This window comes from Companilactobacillus sp. (genome assembly GCF_022484265.1).
GTDB lineage: Bacteria > Bacillota > Bacilli > Lactobacillales > Lactobacillaceae > Companilactobacillus.
This window is the reverse complement of record NZ_JAKVLR010000001.1, coordinates 766,569-783,629: the sequence shown is the minus strand read 5'-3', so window position 1 is coordinate 783,629 and position 17,061 is coordinate 766,569. Positions and strand designations below refer to the sequence as shown.

16 protein-coding genes are annotated in these 17,061 nt (G+C 37.6%); 8 read left to right on the top strand and 8 right to left on the bottom strand.

Features of this window, described 5'->3' with window-relative positions:
- Positions 1-50 precede the first annotated feature (50 nt).
- The gene (locus LKF16_RS03995; protein WP_291468857.1) at positions 51-740 is read left to right on the top strand and encodes a YoaK family protein; all 690 of its coding nucleotides are present in this window, start codon (positions 51-53) and stop codon (positions 738-740) included.
- A 163-nt stretch (positions 741-903) separates the two neighbouring features.
- Here LKF16_RS03995 and LKF16_RS03990 read toward each other — a convergent pair whose 3' ends face one another.
- On the bottom strand, positions 904-3,057 hold the full coding sequence (locus tag LKF16_RS03990) for an LTA synthase family protein (RefSeq protein ID WP_291468855.1): 2,154 nt from the start codon (positions 3,055-3,057) through the stop codon (positions 904-906).
- A gap of 105 nt (positions 3,058-3,162) precedes the next feature.
- Between LKF16_RS03990 and LKF16_RS03985 the strand changes: the two genes are divergently transcribed.
- Positions 3,163-3,801, top strand: coding sequence for a VanZ family protein (locus LKF16_RS03985; RefSeq protein ID WP_363305211.1), 639 nt, complete (start codon positions 3,163-3,165; stop codon positions 3,799-3,801).
- A gap of 49 nt (positions 3,802-3,850) precedes the next feature.
- Complete coding sequence (locus LKF16_RS03980; protein WP_291468853.1) at positions 3,851-5,191, top strand: glucose-6-phosphate isomerase; 1,341 nt, start codon at positions 3,851-3,853, stop codon at positions 5,189-5,191.
- A 167-nt stretch (positions 5,192-5,358) separates the two neighbouring features.
- Here LKF16_RS03980 and LKF16_RS03975 read toward each other — a convergent pair whose 3' ends face one another.
- Both LKF16_RS03975 and LKF16_RS03970 read right to left on the bottom strand, forming a co-directional pair.
- Entirely contained in the window at positions 5,359-6,030 is a 672-nt protein-coding gene (locus LKF16_RS03975) for a GIY-YIG nuclease family protein (protein ID WP_291468851.1), read from the bottom strand.
- Positions 6,031-6,171: 141 nt separating this feature from the next.
- Positions 6,172-7,887: a DUF6792 domain-containing protein gene (locus LKF16_RS03970; RefSeq protein ID WP_291468849.1), complete on the bottom strand. Its 1,716-nt coding sequence runs from the start codon at positions 7,885-7,887 to the stop codon at positions 6,172-6,174.
- 155 nt (positions 7,888-8,042) lie between these two features.
- Here LKF16_RS03970 and LKF16_RS03965 point away from each other — a divergent pair, with 155 nt between their 5' ends.
- Together LKF16_RS03965 and LKF16_RS03960 are read left to right on the top strand one after the other, a co-directional pair.
- Entirely contained in the window at positions 8,043-8,264 is a 222-nt protein-coding gene (locus tag LKF16_RS03965) for a transcriptional regulator (protein ID WP_291468847.1), read from the top strand.
- Positions 8,265-8,278: 14 nt separating this feature from the next.
- Positions 8,279-10,381, top strand: a complete 2,103-nt coding sequence (locus LKF16_RS03960) for an ATP-dependent Clp protease ATP-binding subunit (RefSeq protein ID WP_291468845.1) — start codon at positions 8,279-8,281, stop codon at positions 10,379-10,381.
- Between the two features lie 47 nt (positions 10,382-10,428).
- Here the strand turns inward: LKF16_RS03960 and add are convergent, their stop codons facing one another.
- Positions 10,429-11,457, bottom strand: coding sequence for an adenosine deaminase (gene add / locus LKF16_RS03955; RefSeq protein WP_291468843.1), 1,029 nt, complete (start codon positions 11,455-11,457; stop codon positions 10,429-10,431).
- Between the two features lie 212 nt (positions 11,458-11,669).
- On the opposite strand from add, the gene LKF16_RS03950 reads away from it, so the two are divergent.
- Positions 11,670-13,013 (top strand): NCS2 family permease, encoded by a 1,344-nt coding sequence (locus LKF16_RS03950; RefSeq protein ID WP_291468841.1) that lies wholly within the window; start codon positions 11,670-11,672, stop codon positions 13,011-13,013.
- 49 nt (positions 13,014-13,062) lie between these two features.
- Here the strand turns inward: LKF16_RS03950 and LKF16_RS03945 are convergent, their stop codons facing one another.
- From LKF16_RS03945 to LKF16_RS03930, 4 genes are all read right to left on the bottom strand, one after another.
- On the bottom strand, positions 13,063-13,704 hold the full coding sequence (locus tag LKF16_RS03945) for an NAD(P)-binding oxidoreductase (protein ID WP_291468839.1): 642 nt from the start codon (positions 13,702-13,704) through the stop codon (positions 13,063-13,065).
- A gap of 540 nt (positions 13,705-14,244) precedes the next feature.
- Positions 14,245-14,628 (bottom strand): DUF4430 domain-containing protein, encoded by a 384-nt coding sequence (locus LKF16_RS03940; protein ID WP_291468837.1) that lies wholly within the window; start codon positions 14,626-14,628, stop codon positions 14,245-14,247.
- 19 nt (positions 14,629-14,647) lie between these two features.
- Positions 14,648-14,998 carry a BMC domain-containing protein gene (locus tag LKF16_RS03935; RefSeq protein WP_291468836.1) on the bottom strand — a complete coding sequence of 117 codons (351 nt, stop codon included), beginning with the start codon at positions 14,996-14,998 and terminating at the stop codon, positions 14,648-14,650.
- Positions 14,991-15,557, bottom strand: a complete 567-nt coding sequence (locus LKF16_RS03930; protein WP_291468834.1) for an NADPH-dependent FMN reductase — start codon at positions 15,555-15,557, stop codon at positions 14,991-14,993. Before LKF16_RS03930 ends, LKF16_RS03935 begins: the two co-directional genes overlap by 8 nt.
- Before the next feature lie 392 nt (positions 15,558-15,949).
- On the opposite strand from LKF16_RS03930, the gene LKF16_RS03925 reads away from it, so the two are divergent.
- Positions 15,950-16,237, top strand: coding sequence for a BMC domain-containing protein (locus tag LKF16_RS03925; protein WP_048702440.1), 288 nt, complete (start codon positions 15,950-15,952; stop codon positions 16,235-16,237).
- Positions 16,238-16,248: 11 nt separating this feature from the next.
- Positions 16,249-17,052, top strand: coding sequence for a propanediol utilization microcompartment protein PduB (gene pduB, locus LKF16_RS03920; protein WP_291468831.1), 804 nt, complete (start codon positions 16,249-16,251; stop codon positions 17,050-17,052).
- The last annotated feature ends 9 nt before the right edge of the window (positions 17,053-17,061 follow it).

Here is a 17,061-nt window from a genome sequence, read left to right as displayed (position 1 = left end):
AGTATAATTTTTTCTATGATTGTTAATTATTCAAGAAGAGGGATGATCCAGTGCGATATAAAAGTTGGCATATTTTTCAACTTCGAGAGATCGGCTTAGCACTGACTTTTATCGGAGGATTTATTGATGCCTATACGTTTGTGCAACGTGGTGGCGTCTTAGCTGCCGGGCAGACAGGAAATCTAATTTTTCTAAGCGTCAATATTGCTCAGCAAAATCTTCCAGGAGCAATGACCAAACTAGCAACTGTGATTGCATTTATGCTGGGAGTTGTGACGGTCAGGGTGTTTGAATATCACATTAAGCCACGTTCTCATTATTGGCGTTCGTTGACATTAGTGGCTGAATTAATTGTCTGTTTAGCGGTATCGATGATGCCAAAATCGATTCCCAATTATGCGATTACGCCGCCACTTGCTTTTGTCATGGCCATGCAGACGACGGCATTTAGTTATATCGCAGGGCACGGATATAACAACGTGTTCTCGACCGGTAATTTGAAAAAAGCGACTAGTGCAATAACTTCCTACGGATTGACTCGAGACAAGAAAGAGTTAGAAACAGCGGTTGTGTATTTTGAATTAGTTTTGAGTTTCGCATTAGGGGCAATTGCCTCGGCATTATTACAAAAAATCATGTTCACAACGACCATAATCGTTGCAGCCATTTTAGTAATACTAGTTGGTAGCTACTATACTTATTTATTATATTTGCGAGAACGATATTTAGATGAACAATAAAAAGTGGCTGTGGCATAACAGCTGTTTTTGACAAAAATGCAGCATAAACGCGTGACAAAACATAGAACTCTACACGTAACTACAAAAAGGAACTAATTCAAAACACGAATTAGTCCCTTTTTTACGTTAATGCTCAAGCTCTGACCATGTTTTGTCACGCTCGCTATTTTTTCGGATTGTTTTTAACGTAATCCCAACTGTCGATTGATGAACGGTCGCCACCTAATTCGGGTGCGTCGGTTCGATACAATCCGGTTGTCGATTGATTATCATTTTTAGAATAGATACTGGTTGACTTGAGACCTAATGCAGAACGTGTATCCAACAAGCGTTGAATTTGGTCCTTATAGTCGTAATCCTTAGGATCAACAGGTTTAAAACCATTTGGTGTGTAAAATCTCAACAAGTTTTTGTTGTTAACTGTATCGGATATTTGGAGTTTTTCATTGACGGCTTGTTGCCATTTGTCGACTTTTGCTTTTAGCTCAGGATCTTTGTCTAAGTCGACTTGTTCACCAGTCTTGTTGCGGTAGACATTGTAGCCACCATCAGAATTTTTTAAGACAGTGTAGTTTGGCGTGACAAAGTTCTTATTTCTAAAGGCAACGATTTGACTGTGATTTTTCGAAAGCAGGTCAGTACCGACTTGAATGTATTGTTTAGTATTGATCCCAGCTAGATGCAAGATAGTTGGCAGTATGTCGATTTCACCGCCATAGGTATGATTTACGCCACCTTTGAGACCTTTCATGTGGATCATGAAAGGAACCCGTTGCAGTTGCGTATTGTCAAAATTGTTCCAAGTTGCTGCTTCGTCAGGATTGATCAACGTTGCCAGAGCTGGGTTTTGAGAATTAGAAATTCCGTAATGGTCACCGTATAAAACGATCATTGAATTATCGTAAATGCCACTGTCTTTAAGATATTGGAAAAATTCTTGCAGCGAGCTATCTAAGTAGTGTGCAGTCTGGAAATAGCCGTTGACCGCCTCATTGTCGGTGTCAGGCTTGGTGAAACCATCGTTGCTCAAATCCTCTTCAGGTAGTTGGAACGGATAATGATTAGTTACAGTAATGAATTTTGCATAAAACGGTTGTTGCAACTGTTCGAGATATTTGACGCTTTCTGAGAGAACTAATTTATCTTTTAAACCATATTCCATACTGGAGTTTTCTGTCTGTTGATTAAAGTATGATTCATCAAAGAAGTAATCGTAGCCCATATTTTTGTAGACGTCGTTACGACTCCAAAAACTACCAATATTTCCATGGAAGACGGCACTAGTGTATCCTTCTTTTTGCCCAAGGATAGCTGGTGCGGCTTGGAAGGTATTGTCAGTTCCTAAACTAGTAAAGAAGGAACCTTCAGGGAGTCCAAACAATCCTGATTCAAGCATTGTCTCGGCATCACTAGTTTTGCCTTGTCCAACTTCATGATAGAAATTATCAAAAGACATCGTATTTTTATCATTGTAAAGACTGTTTAAAAATGGCGTAACTTCTTGTCCATTGACCTTCATCCCAATCAAAAATTGTTGGAAACTCTCAAGGTGGATGATGATAATATTTTTACCCTTAGCCTTGCCAAAATAAACTGGGTTAGGTTGAGCATAGTGACTGTTGGTATATTGGAGAACGTGGTCCATATCTGTTCCAACCGCCGTAGATCTGACCTGCGAATTTTGAGCAGTTTTGATCGAGTCATATCCTAAGTATGAATTGAATCCTAAATACTTAACAATATAAGCACGATCGAAGGTCCGACCTAATAATTGTGGGCGATTGCATTCAGACAACATGAGGTTGAATGAGAAGAACATAACGCCTAACATTGAAATTGCAAAGGCATTTAATTTTCTGAATGGACGTTTATCGATCTTTATAAAATGAGTTAACAATAATACTAGAATTATAATGAAGTCGAGCCAGTAAATGATATCGTGAGGACTAGCCATATTTGCCGCACTAGCGCCTAATCCTTTCGAAACTTTGCCAGCACCTGTAATGGTGTTGAAGGATAAAAAGTCTGTGAATTGGCGATAGTACAAGATGTTTCCATATAATAGAGCAGATTCTAGAAAATAGACGATACCCATGACGATATAAGATATTTTTGCCCGATAAATGTACAGTGCTAAACCAAGCAAGATCGTTGATGTGGCAATGGGATTAATGATCAAAATAATGTGCTGGATCGGATCAGCAATTCCTAATGAAAAATCCTTATAATAGGCGATGACAGTTTTGATCCACAAGAAAAAAATCAGCATCGCCATAAAACCCAAACGGGTACTTAAAAATTTTTTTAATTTAACCATGGAAAAATTCCTTTATAGTTTAAAATTACCTTATATATTTAATTGAAAATATTAAAATTACTTAATATGTAAGTATAATACGTATTAAGTAAAAAATGCGAGAGAATGATAAAAATGATATTTCTAGGACCGCTATATAATTATATATCTAATCTCTACTCAACAAGAATAAATCATTTTCCGCTGATTCGTTTATCTCTCTATGGGGTAGACAAAGCGATTCTTTATACTTTATTCTTTATTTTTTTAAGAATGCTGTGGTTGAGACTTAAACATAAAAAGTCAACGTTTAGCCATGAATTTTGGCTTTCCGCATTTGCATTCTACGTTTTTCTACTATACTCCTTAACAGTCTTTAGGGATGGTTACTTTTTGTGGCAATTCAAATTTTATTGGCATCGATCGTTGTCAGAAATCAATCTAGTGCCGTTTATAGAAACCTTTAAATTGTTAAATGGGCAATCGCCGCTAGATTTCTTCTATAATTTATTCGGCAACATTGTTTGGTTTATCCCAATGGGTATTTTTATCCCGGCTTTAGGCAAAAAAAATCGTGGTTTCTGGCGGGTAGTCCTGATTGGTGCCACTATCTCCGTATCAATTGAGGCTTTTCAGTTTGTATTACGGACTGGAGTGACCGATATCGATGACGTGATAAGTAATACAATTGGAACTGCAATCGGATTTCTGTTATATTTTATTTGTCATATTGTGAAAAAACGTATAAAAGAATTGAAATTATGATGAAAAATGATTAATCTAGTTTTTAGAGACTTGGAGGAGAAGAGAAGAAATGACACATATTAAATTTGATGATTCAAAATTAGGCAAGTTTGTTCATGATAACGAACTTGGTGAAATGCAAGCAATGGTTACTGCTGCTGACACAGAATTACGTGAAGGTACTGGTGCTGGTAACGATTTCCGTGGCTTCCTCGACTTACCTGTAAACTACGACAAAGATGAATTTGCTCGTATCAAGAAAGCGGCTAAGAAGATTCAATCAAACTCAGAAGTATTTGTTGGTATCGGTATCGGTGGTTCATACCTCGGTGCACGTATGGCAATTGATTTCTTGAGTTCATCATTCTACAACGTTAAAAATAATCGCGATGTTCCAGAAGTTTACTTTGCTGGTAATTCAATTTCTCCAAACTACTTATCAGACTTGATCGATGTAATTGGAGATCGTGATTTCAGTATCAATGTTATTTCAAAATCAGGTACAACTACAGAACCATCAATTGCTTTCAGAATTTTGAAGGCTAAATTGGTTGAAAAGTATGGTAAAGAAGGAGCAAAAGAACGTATCTTTGCAACAACTGACCGTGCTAAGGGTGCCTTGAAGAGCGAATCTGATGCAGAAGGCTACGAAGAATTCGTTGTTCCTGATGACTTAGGTGGACGTTACTCAGTACTTTCAGCTGTTGGTCTATTGCCAATCGCCGTTGCTGGTATCGACATCGACAAGTTAATGGAAGGTGCAGCAGCAGCTCGTACTGACTATTCAGACTCAGATATCGAAAAGAACGATGCATACAAATATGCAGCACTTAGAAATATCTTGTACCGTAAAGGTTATACCACAGAATTGCTTGAAAACTACGAACCAAACCTTCAATACTTAGGTGAATGGTGGAAGCAATTAATGGGTGAATCAGAAGGTAAAGACCAAAAGGGTATCTATCCTTCATCAGCTAACTTCTCAACTGACCTTCACTCATTAGGTCAATACATTCAAGAAGGTCGTCGTAACTTGATGGAAACTGTAGTTATGATCGACAAGCCAAGACATGACCTTGAAATTCCTTCAGAAGAAAAAGACCTTGATGGTTTGAAGTATCTTGAAGGCAAGACAATGGACTTTGCTAACAAGCGTGCATACGAAGGTGTTGTATTAGCACATACTGATGGTGGCGTTCCTGTTATGAGTGTTCACATTCCAGAACAAGACGCATTTACATTAGGATACTTGATCTACTTCTTCGAAGCAGCAGTTGCAATTTCAGGTTACTTGAACGGAATCAACCCATTCAACCAACCAGGTGTTGAAGCATACAAGAAGAACATGTTCGGATTACTTGGCAAACCAGGATTTGAAGAACTAGGAAAAGAATTAAACAAACGTCTATAAAATAAGAGAGTGAAAATGCTGGGTGTATTTTGAGCATTGCCCAGAATAGGGTAGATTGCGATTTAGACAATCAGGATGTTCGCAACTCGTTTCAAAAAGGGAGAATGCAATTGCATTCTCTCTTTTTTGATGACCAAATTAAAATAGCCTCCGTTTGGGAGACTATTTTAATCTAATTCTGCGTGTACCATTGGTTTGCGCTTACTGAGCAAAATACCTTGATAAGTAAAAAATGCGAATCCGTTTCGATCACGACCGCGTTTTTCTTCTGGCAAGTCGTGGAAATTGTCATAGCAACAAATTGCTGCTCTTGATAAGCTATGCTGTTTGCCACAACAACATAAAACTTGATTTTTGCCATCGAGTACTGTTACTTGCATCTTAGGGTCCTCTTTATATGACAACTTAGTCCCAGGCTGAATATTCAGATATTTGAAGGTTCTGTTTGGGCGTGTGCCGATTTTTCTCTTGATGTGTTTGATCTCTTTGCCGGTAATGAATGAGTTGATTTCTTCAGGATGGACCAATCGAGCATCTTCATCATTAAACTTCAATAATTCAAAAATATACTTAACTTGATTGAAGGTGCATAGAAAAAATTCTTTGTCGGTGCTTTCCCGTTTTTCCGATAACGCCTTGTGGAGCAGTCGTTCAGCACGTTTATAATTTTTTAAATATACAGCAAAATCTAATAAAGTCGGATTGCCGTCTGGGAATCCTGTGTTGTTGAATTGGTGCATGCGATTTTTTAAATTACGAGTTTGACCGATCTTGTATTTTCCAGGAAAACTTTTGTTCTCACAAACATATACATATCCAAAATCTTTATCAGAATCCATTGAATCTGTCCTTCCAGTATTGTTATTAGTATGAATATACGTAAATAATTATATCGCATGATATGTATTTAAACTTAAAATATCATAATATTTTGATTAAATAATGCAAAAAACGAATGCCGAAAATTTCTGGCATTCGTTTTATTTGATAATGCTGTTAGGCTTTTTAGTCATAAAATGCTTTGAACCATAAATAATATGGAAGTAGATCGATAAATCGAGCATGTCCCGATTCAAACTTCTTAGGAATGGCCATTCTCGGCGTGAACTCTTCCAGACAGAACCGTCATTGGGATTACTCAAATATTCGGTGACGACTTTGGGCTTGTCTAAGAAAATACCAGATGAGTAAAGGTAATTAGAATAGTCATAGAAAAATTGATAAGTCTCAGGCTTGTTAATGTCGTCTCTAAGTTGTCGGACGCGATCAATCGCAAAATTCATACCTTGACGCATAATTTTAGCACCGGTTTTTGAATCCTTGGTATAGGCAAATAACTCTTCAAAAAATTTCTGATAGGAATTAATTTCTGATAGGGAGAGGTATTGTCTGGGATGAATCTTGAATGGATAGTCCCATTCGGTAAAATCGTAGTCCCACTTCTGGCCGACCCAAATAGTATAAGGAAGTTCCAAAAATATTTGCGTAAGGTCCCTGGCAAAATATTCGTTGATTATCTCTGGATAGTCACGTGGTAAAAGCTTCTTAATCTCCTTATTTAGTTCAGGAGTGATAGTTTTATCCTCGGTTATTTTAAATAACTTATCCCAGTTGGATTCTGAAAGCAGGTCAGGCTTTAACATCTTAACTTGTTTCAACTGCACGGGAGCAGAATTCATGGTATATCCGGCATCAAAGGTATTGTAGACGAGTTGTAGAGTCTGGACGAAGTGTCCACCTAATGAATGTCCTAAACCGAATAGTTTGCAGTCGTCGCCAATTTGGTCTTTGATGAAGTGGATGAATTGTTTTGCCGCATCCATTTGATCAAGATCGATGTTGTTACCAATAAGAATGGCATTAACGTTGTAATCCCAATCCTTATATCCTTCAAGTATATATTTTTCCATGCGCTTACGACGGGAACGCTCAGTGTAATCCATATCTGCTTCCGTACCTTTAAAAGTTACGTAGCATTCATGAATCCCGTCAATTTCGATTTCGTAGGCAATCCCAGAAAAGCCACATTTTTCCGCTTCAGGGACGATTTCACGTGCATCGAATGATTTAACGTATTTTGGAATCCGATGGATTTGAGTGTAAATCAGGTATTTTAAATAGCTTTCTGTTTCAAAGTCTTCATATAAGTAACGATCATAATCGAACTGGAGCAATTCAGTCCGAAAATCCAAACTGTTAAGGAGTTCCTGTGGTTGATAAGGATTGGATCGTTTGTAGGAAAGCTCAGGTTTGTTATCGTGGATCAAGATGATCAATTGAGTTAGATATCCCTTGCTAAGCGTGATGTTTTCATCGTCGATCAACGTGATCAAATTTTTGAGCTTATTGATCTTACGATTCCTACGTGGCGTTGACGATGCATTCTCGTTATGAGTATCGTCAATGTTTTTTAATTTCAAAGCTTTATCGATCAGTTCTGGGTGGAGTTCTTTATTAGTAGTGAAGATCTCGTCGCGGACATCGATCGTCTTATTTAAAATAAGGTTAGTCAGTCGAGTCTTTTCACGGTTTAAGTAACGGTAGCTAAAATATAATCGTTTATTTTGTGGTAATAGCTTCTTACTGTCTTTTTTGTTGAAGGTGAGTGGAATTGCCTTATGAGCCCGAAAATTCAGTAATTCGAATTGGGAATAAATCTGGAGCAATTTCTCAGCGGTAGTTAGTAGATCATTCATTTGTTCACCATAGTCTTCCTAGTCTAAACGAACTATACTTATTTTAACAAAAATAATCTAAATGAAAAAAATTAAAATTATTTCACATTTGTGGTATACCACACTTGTAATATATCACAAATGTGCTATACTATTATTTGTGGAGGATAAGCATCATGTATATAGATATCAAATCGTATTTAAAAGACAATAATTTATCGATTTATGTAATTGCCAAAAAGAGCGGGTATGGATATACCACTTTGCATAAATCTTTTAACAAAAAACAATCTTCCGCGACATCATTAAACATTAGAGATATACATGCAATTGCCAAGGCACAGGACTTGGAGATGTGGAGAGTTCTGCGTGAATTGGAAATGCATTATCTTAAATAGGGAGGTCATATTATATGGCTAGATCATTTTGGGATGAAGACCCATTTTCAAATAACAACATGGACGACATTTTTAATAGATTTTTAAGCACAAACGGACAGGGTAATTCAGGCACCAAATACTATGTAAATGGACATGAATTAACACCTGAAGAATTAGCAAAATATCAAGAAGCAAAACAAGGAACGCAAATTCCAGTAAATAATCAAGAACCAGCAAATAGTCAACAAGGCATATTAGGTAAATTAGGACGTAATCTTACACAAGAAGCTAAAGATGGAAAACTTGATCCAGTAATTGGACGTGAAAAAGAGATCCAAGAAACTGCTGAGATCTTAAGCAGACGTACTAAGAATAATCCCATTTTAGTTGGTGATGCCGGTGTTGGTAAGACTGCTGTTGTAGAAGGACTAGCACAAGCTATCGTTAAGGGTGACGTACCAGAAGCCATTAAAGACAAGCAGATCATTTCTGTTGATTTATCTTCACTTGAAGCAGGTACGCAATACCGTGGTTCATTTGAAGAAAATGTTCAAAACTTGATCAAAGAAGTTGAGGAAGCAGGCAACGTCGTATTATTCTTTGATGAAATTCATCAAATTATTGGTGCTGGAGCATCAGGTGGCGAAGATGGCAGCAAGGGCTTGGCTGACATTATCAAACCAGCTTTAAGCCGTGGTGAACTATCGATCATCGGTGCTACAACACAAGACGAATATCGTAATACCATCATGAAAGATGGAGCATTGGCTAGAAGATTCAATGATGTAACAATCAACGAACCTAGCAAAGAAGCTTCATACCAAATTTTGAAGGGATTACGTAGTGCCTACGAAAACCATCATCATGTAAAATTACCAGATGATGTTTTAAAGGCCGCCGTTGATTACTCAGTTCAATACTTGCCACAAAGATCATTGCCAGATAAGGCAATCGACTTAATGGATATGACAGCTGCTCACTTGGCAGCAAAGCATCCAGTCACTGACAAAGTAACTTTGGAAAAAGACCGTAAGGCTGCAGAAGCTGATAAGGAAAAAGCAGCCCAGCAAGAAGATTTTGAAAAAGCTGCTTCGTTAAAACAAAAGATTGAAGATATCGACAAGAAATTAGCTAATGGCGACGTTGAACCAGAAGAAACAGTCGCTACAGTCAACGATATAGCTGAATCAGTTCAAAGATTGACTGGTGTTCCGGTTTCTCAAATGGGAACTAGTGATATCGAAAGATTAAAGGGAATGAGTAAACGTTTAAAGAGCAAGGTCATTGGCCAAGATAAGGCTGTTGATATGGTCGTTAGAGCAATTCGTCGTAATCGTGCCGGATTCGACGATGGCGACCGTCCAATCGGTAGCTTCTTATTCGTTGGACCAACTGGCGTTGGTAAAACTGAATTAGTAAAACGTTTGGCAGGCGATATGTTTGGCAACGAACATGCCATCATTCGTTTGGATATGTCTGAATATTCAGACCTAACTGCGGTATCTAAATTGATCGGTACATCAGCCGGTTACGTTGGATATGAAGATAACGGCAACACTTTGACTGAAAAAGTAAGACGTAATCCTTATTCAATTGTTCTACTTGATGAAATTGAAAAAGCTAACCCACAAGTTCTAACATTACTACTACAAGTAATGGATGATGGTCGTTTGACTGACGGACAAGGTAATGTCGTCGACTTCAAGAATACAATCATTATTGCAACTTCAAATGCTGGATTTGGTAACGATACTAAGAAAGACGAAAAATTAATGGACAAACTAGCTCCATACTTCCGTCCCGAATTTTTGAACAGATTCAATGGAATCGTTGAATTTACACATCTTACCAAGAAAGATCTTAACCAAATCGTTGACCTATTACTCGACGATGTAGAAGCTAACTTAGCTAAAAAAGGTCTCACATTATCAATTAGTAAAGAAGCTAAATCATGGTTGATCGATCAAGGATACGATGAAGCAATGGGTGCAAGACCATTACGTCGTGTGATCGAACAACAAATCAGAGATAAAGTTGCAGAATTTTATCTTGATAACTTGGACGTTAAAAATCTACAAGCAGACTTAGTTGATGGAACTATTAAAATCAGTGCCGCAACTAAACAAGCTGCTTAATACAAATAAAAAAGTTGAGATGATTTCATCTCAACTTTTTTTTATGCTTAATTTTCAAATTCTTCTACATAATTATCAATATCTTCTAAGTAGAATTGCTTTTGCTTATCACTGATCCAAGCAGTTTCAAACGAGTTCTTAGCTAAAGTAACTAACTGTTGTGGAGTGACCTTATATTCATTTGCCAATGCTGCATAGTTATCGGCAATGTATCCACCAAAGTAAGCAGGATCATCTGAATTGATTGAGACTTTAACGCCTTCATCTAAGAGATCGAGGATTTCGTCACCTTTCAAATCATTATCGGTGATCAGTTCATTCGATAGTGGACATGAGGTCAAGCCTAAATGCAATTGATTGACCCAGTCGACTAAATCTTTATTTTCGACGATGTTAGTTCCGTGGTCCAATCGTTCAACGTTGATAATTTCTAGAGCTTGTTTGATATGGTCAATTGAATCAATTTGATCGACATCTGCATGCATCGTGATGTGATAACCTTGTTCAACCGCCATACTGAAGGGTTGCATGAATTTTAGTGGTGGATTGTGATGCTCATCAGAATCTAAGCCAATACCAAGAATCTTATTGCGGTATGGTTGAACAGCATGCAACAAGTCCATTGCAGACCTAGCTGACATATCACGCAAGAAACACATGATCAAATGAGCATCAATTCCAAATGCACGTGCATCGACACAGGCTTGATAAAAGCCGTCGATGACAAATTGCAATGGAACGCCACGGACGATGTGAGCTTGTGGATCGAAGAACATTTCAGTATGCAAAACTCCTTGAGAGGCTGCTTTTTGAAGGTAAGCCATTGCTAATTCATAAAAATCTTCTTCCGTTTGTAGGACGTCCATACCTGGATAGTAGACAGCTAGAAATGACGCTAGATTCGAATAGTGGTAAGTTTTTTCAACATCTTCAACGGTTTCTTGTCCAATATCGATATGATTTTTTTGAGCCAATTTAAGTTTTAACTCTGGCTCCAAGGTTCCCTCCAAATGAACATGAAGTTCGGATTTTGGTAAACCATTTATGAATTCACGACTGACTCTTTTAGGTAACATTGATTCACACTCCAATTGTTGTGTCTGATTTATTTATCCAATATCCTATACGCTTTATTCTGAAAAGACAAGTACTTGAGTAACAAAAATATAAATAATCACGAACAATATCCAAATATTAATACGCAATGTTTCGGTTTTTCTTGCAAAAACTATTATTATTTGTCATACTGTGGTTATTCAATAAGTAATATTTTAAGGGGCGTAATAAATTGGATCTTTCAAACGGAAACAACAATCAGAGTTTTGTTGAACGTCTGTTTCATTTAAATGAAAATGGAACAACCGTCAAACGTGAAATTCTAGCTGGTTTAACGACATTTGTCTCAATGGCATATATTTTGTTCGTTAACCCACAAGTTTTAGGCACTGCAGGAATGGACAAGGGGGCAGTTTTTACTGCTACTGCATTGTCAGCAATATTAGGTTCAGTTTTAATGGCTTTATTAGCTAATTATCCAATCGCAATTGCTCCAGGTCTTGGGGACAATGCGTTCTTTACTTACTCAGTTGTTTTAGCCATGGGTATTCCTTGGCAGACAGCGATGGCAGGTGTTTTCGTATCAAGTATTATTTTCTTGATCATCTCTGTCTTAAAAATTCGTGAGATCGTTATCGATTCGATCCCACATGACCTTAAACTGGCAGTTGCTGCTGGTATTGGTATCTTCATTGCATTCGTTGGATTGCAAGGCGGTGGCTTGATCACTGCAAGTAAGTCAACACTTGTAACTATGGGTTCATTCACTGTTCCAACAACTTGGCTAACTATTTTCGGTTTAGTTGTTACCGGGATTTTGATGGCCAAAAAGGTTCCAGGTTCAATCTTCATTGGTATGATTTTAACGACTGTTTTAGGATTAGCTACTAAGTTGATTCCACTTCCAAGTCACGTTATTTCAACGATTCCAAGTTTGAAACCAACATTTGGTGTTGCTATTCAACATCTTGGCGATATTAAACAACCACAGCTTTGGGCCGTTGTTTTGATCTTCTTATTAGTTGCATTCTTCGATACAGCCGGTACTTTGATTGGTTTAGCTGAACAAGCCGGATTCATGAAGAATAATAAAATGCCAAGAATTGGTCGTGCATTGATGGCCGACTCAGTTTCAATGTTAGGTGGAGCTGTTATGGGTACAACACCAACTGCAGCTTATGTCGAATCATCAGCAGGTATTGCCATTGGTGGTAGAACCGGTCTGACATCATTAACAGTCGGTGTAATGTTTGCACTAGCAATGTTTTTCTCACCACTGCTTTCAGTCGTAACATCAAACGTTACCGCACCAGTTCTAATCATCGTTGGTATTTTAATGGCTCAATCAATGAAATACATCGATTGGGAAAAATTCGAAATTGCTATGCCAGCTTTCTTAACAATCGTTGGAATGCCATTAACGTATAACATTTCATACGGAATTGCCTTTGGATTTATCGCATATCCAATGACAATGATCGCAGCAGGTAGACGTAAAGAAATCAACCCAGTAATGTACATCTTATTCTTCGTATTCTTACTGTTACTATATGTAATCAACGTCTTGCCAAAATAATTAGGAAAACGCAAAAAGGTACGAACCCAAGCAGGTTCGTACCTTTTTTTTACGCAGATTTTCCGTTAGATACTGATAAACTTTCACAATCATATTTGTTATTAAACAATGCGTTAATTGCTGCTCTAGCAAGAGTAGCACGGTTAATATTAAATTGATTCTCGCCAATTTTTCGATAATCAGTGTCATGCGTGACTACCGAAGTTTCAGGTCCATTTTTAATCAATCCAGGTCTAAATATGGTGAAATCTAAACCAGATTTTTTGTACCAAGAAAGCTTATTAAGTTGGTTTTGGGTATATTCCGGATACATTGTTCTAACCGCGGACAGATATTGGTTGTCACCAGATAGGTATTCACCATAGATCCCACCAGCAGAAATATCAACGACATGTTTGATATTTGTTTTAGTATCTTTGATAGCTTTGATCAAAATTGGAGTATATTCTCCAGTACCTAAACCGCCGATAGAATTGTAAATGTAATCTACATCGACTAACGCCCGAACGTAATCCTCATAGTTAGAGCCATCGCCAATGATAATATCAAATTTATGCCGTTGTTCCATTGGCAATTTGTTAATATTGCGAACGAATAATCGTAGGTGAACATCAGAATATTCAGTATTCATCATCTTGATGAATGCCTGAGCAGTGGGAGAGCTGGCTCCGAGAATTAAAACAGTACTCATAAACATCATTCTCCTTATAACTTTGATTTTGCAAGTGATCATTATAGACGTTCGAGTGGACTTGAAGGCAAGAGAAGAGTATTAAAACATGGTCAAAAATCACAACAAGGCAACCGACATATAACCAAGAAGTGAATAAAATATGTAATCGCAAGTGATGCGAAGCATCACTGAGAAATAATCAACAAAGAAAATTTAGACCCAATTAAAGTTTACGACTACAAACGATGCATACCTTATTTCAAAAAATACATAGAGATTTTGAATTAACGATGTTTAGACTTCGGGGTGGTGGAGCGTTCGGCCTAAGCCGTGAGATTTGCGTTAGCAATGCGAAGCAGTGCTTAGGCAAAGGTGCAGCTTGGAAATTGTTGCGGTCTTTGCAATAAGTTTCAAGTGTACCCACAGCGTTCCAGCGCCGAGGAGCGGAACCACCCCGAAGTCGGCCCTCATACCACACAGAAATAAGTTTAAGCAAACCAACAACCAAAAAAAGTCGGAACAAGAAAAATTAATTTCTTGTCCCGACTTTTTTAATACTTATTTACCTGATTCATATTTTGATAACTTAAATTCAACATGGTCCTTATTGTGAAGCTTCTTCTTGTTGGCACCAACGTTAACTTGTTTCTTGTTAACAGTGTATGTCCAGTAGATTTGCTTCTTGTCGTTTTGCTTGTGACCATCGATAGAAGTGATATAACCCTTGCTTTCTGATACTTTCCAGCCCTTTTTAAGACCCTTCATAACAGAATCGTTTTTCTTAAGAGTGATAGTCTTTTTGCCAATTTGTTTCTTATTATTCTTCAAAGTATAAGTAACTTTGATGTTGTTATTATTGCTCTTTGCTTGAGCTGTTGTAGCAGGAGCTGCAAGTCCGATCAATAGTAAAAATGCGAATAGAAACGAAGCTAGTTTTTTCATGATTTTCCCCCAAATTTTGTTAACTTCTGGTAATCATTGTAACACTAAATTTCAGTCTCTTTTCAAAATAATCGAGAACGGCCTGCAAAGAAGTTTCAAGGTCGTCAATTCTGCCAACTAAAAATAATGAGCCACTAAAACGGTCTAAAAAGGCAACTTTAACATCGCCGGATTTAATCGCAATGTCACCTGCAATGATCGTTGATTCAGCGGGTGTTAGCGTAATGATTCCGATTGGATCAGTCGTGTTCAAAGCACCTAATTTTTCATATAAGTCTGGATTAGGATTAGCCATAATGTGTGCCAAGGTGATCTGTTTACCAGGAACGTATTCCTGGATTATTCTTTCAGGGAATTTTTCATCATTCATGTGCAAGTTCCTGATTTCTTTCATTGATTAATTGTTTAAATTCGTTGAACTGTTGATCCATAACATCAATCGATTTTTGTGAAGTTAAATTTCCATTCTCATCGAACAAATCTTGAGCGTTAGTTACTAAACATTCAATCGAACGAGTTACTCGAGAATTGATCATGGGAGATTCTAAAACTTGACGTAATTGCATTTGGGCACGAACAGTTCCAAGTGGACCAGTTGAAGCTCCCATTAGCATGACCGGCTTATGCCAAAGCAGGTGAGGGACCATCGAACACCAATCGATGGCGTTTTTAACATTTGCCGTCATCCCGTGATTGATCTCCGGAGTAGCGATTACCAATCCATCTGCTGATTGAATGCTTTGGCACATATACTTCACTTTGGAAGGAAAATCTTCATATTTCATAAATTTTAAAAATGGTAGGTCGTCAATATCTAAAATTTGCAAATTCATTTCATTAATATACTTTTTACGAAGAAAATTTATCAAATATTGATTATAAGAACCCGGCTTACTACTGCCACAGAAGGCTACGATCTTGAAACTCACGATGATCACTCCTATTTTGTTTGTCACTTCACATATTATATTTAGTGTCACATTATTGTACATGATGGTCAATATCTTGAAAAAGTTTTCTTTACTCTACCACCGTAAATGTTGATATATCAAGCGTGAAAGCGTTAAAACAACAAGAAATTGCAAAAATATCAATTTTTTTTGCAAGGGTTTTCATTATCTAGTCGAATATTACATCACCCACTATTGTGAAATATGTGATAACAATGCAATGGAACCGTATTCCATCAGGATTATTATTGTGAAATTAAAAATCAATGGAGTTCCAATATCATGCCCTTGTTAAAAAAGTAACAACTTTTTCATAAAATTTATCTTATACTACAAGAGTATTCAATTTTTAATTAATGGAGGTACTAATTATGGCACTCGAAGCCTTAGGTTTGGTAGAAACGAGAGGATTGGTCCCAGCTATTGAAGCTGCTGATGCAATGCTCAAAGCAGCTAACGTAACCCTAGTTGGCGAACAAAAAGTTGGACATGGACTAGTTACAATCATGGTTCGTGGTGATGTTGGTGCAGTTAACGCATCTGTTGATGCAGGTGTTTCAGCCGCTGAAAACATTGGCGAAGTTACATCTAACTACGTAATTCCTCGTCCACACGAAGATGTTGATAAGCTAATCGCATTAGAAACTGCAAAGAAATAGGAGACTAATCAATGCAGACGCCTGATGAAAATGAATTAGTTGAAAAAGTTCTAGCTCAGGTCCTAAGAAACAATGTTGTTGATAACAAACGGAAAGTAGGTGTGAGTCGCTTGAGTTCATCTATTAATGGAGTAACAGAATTTATTGGAACAGCACCGATTGGAGATACGATCGGAATGGCCATTGCAAATGTTGATCCTGAATTATTGAAGAATCTTCATGTTGACCATCCATATAGATCAATCGGTATTCTATCCGCAAGAACCGGTGGCGGACCACAAATTATGTCAATGGACGAAGCAGTTAAGGGTACTAATACACAAGCTATTAGTATTCAAATGCCTCGTGATACTAAAGGAGGAGCTGGACATGGTTCTTTGATCATTGTCGGTGGCGATGACGTTTCTGACGTTCGTCAAGCCGTACATATCGCATTAAAGAACGTTCCAAAGCACTTCGGGGATGTTTATAACACTCCTGCAGGACACTTGGAATTACAATACACAGCTCGTGCAAGTCAAGCATGTAACTTAGCTTTCGGAGCTCCCGAAGGTAAGGCTTACGGATTGATTGCTGGTGCCCCAGCTGGTATCGGTGTTGTCATGGCCGATGTTGCTATGAAAGCTGCTAATGTTGAAGCACTTTCATTTGCATCACCTGCACATGGAACAAGTTTTTCAAACGAAGGTATTCTACACATTTCTGGTGAGTCAGGAGCTGTTAGACAAGCAGTTCTTTCTGCCCGTGAAGTTGGTATCAAGTTATTGAGCCAATTAGGTGGTACACCAACAAATGATTATCCTTCATATATCTAAATAACGAAA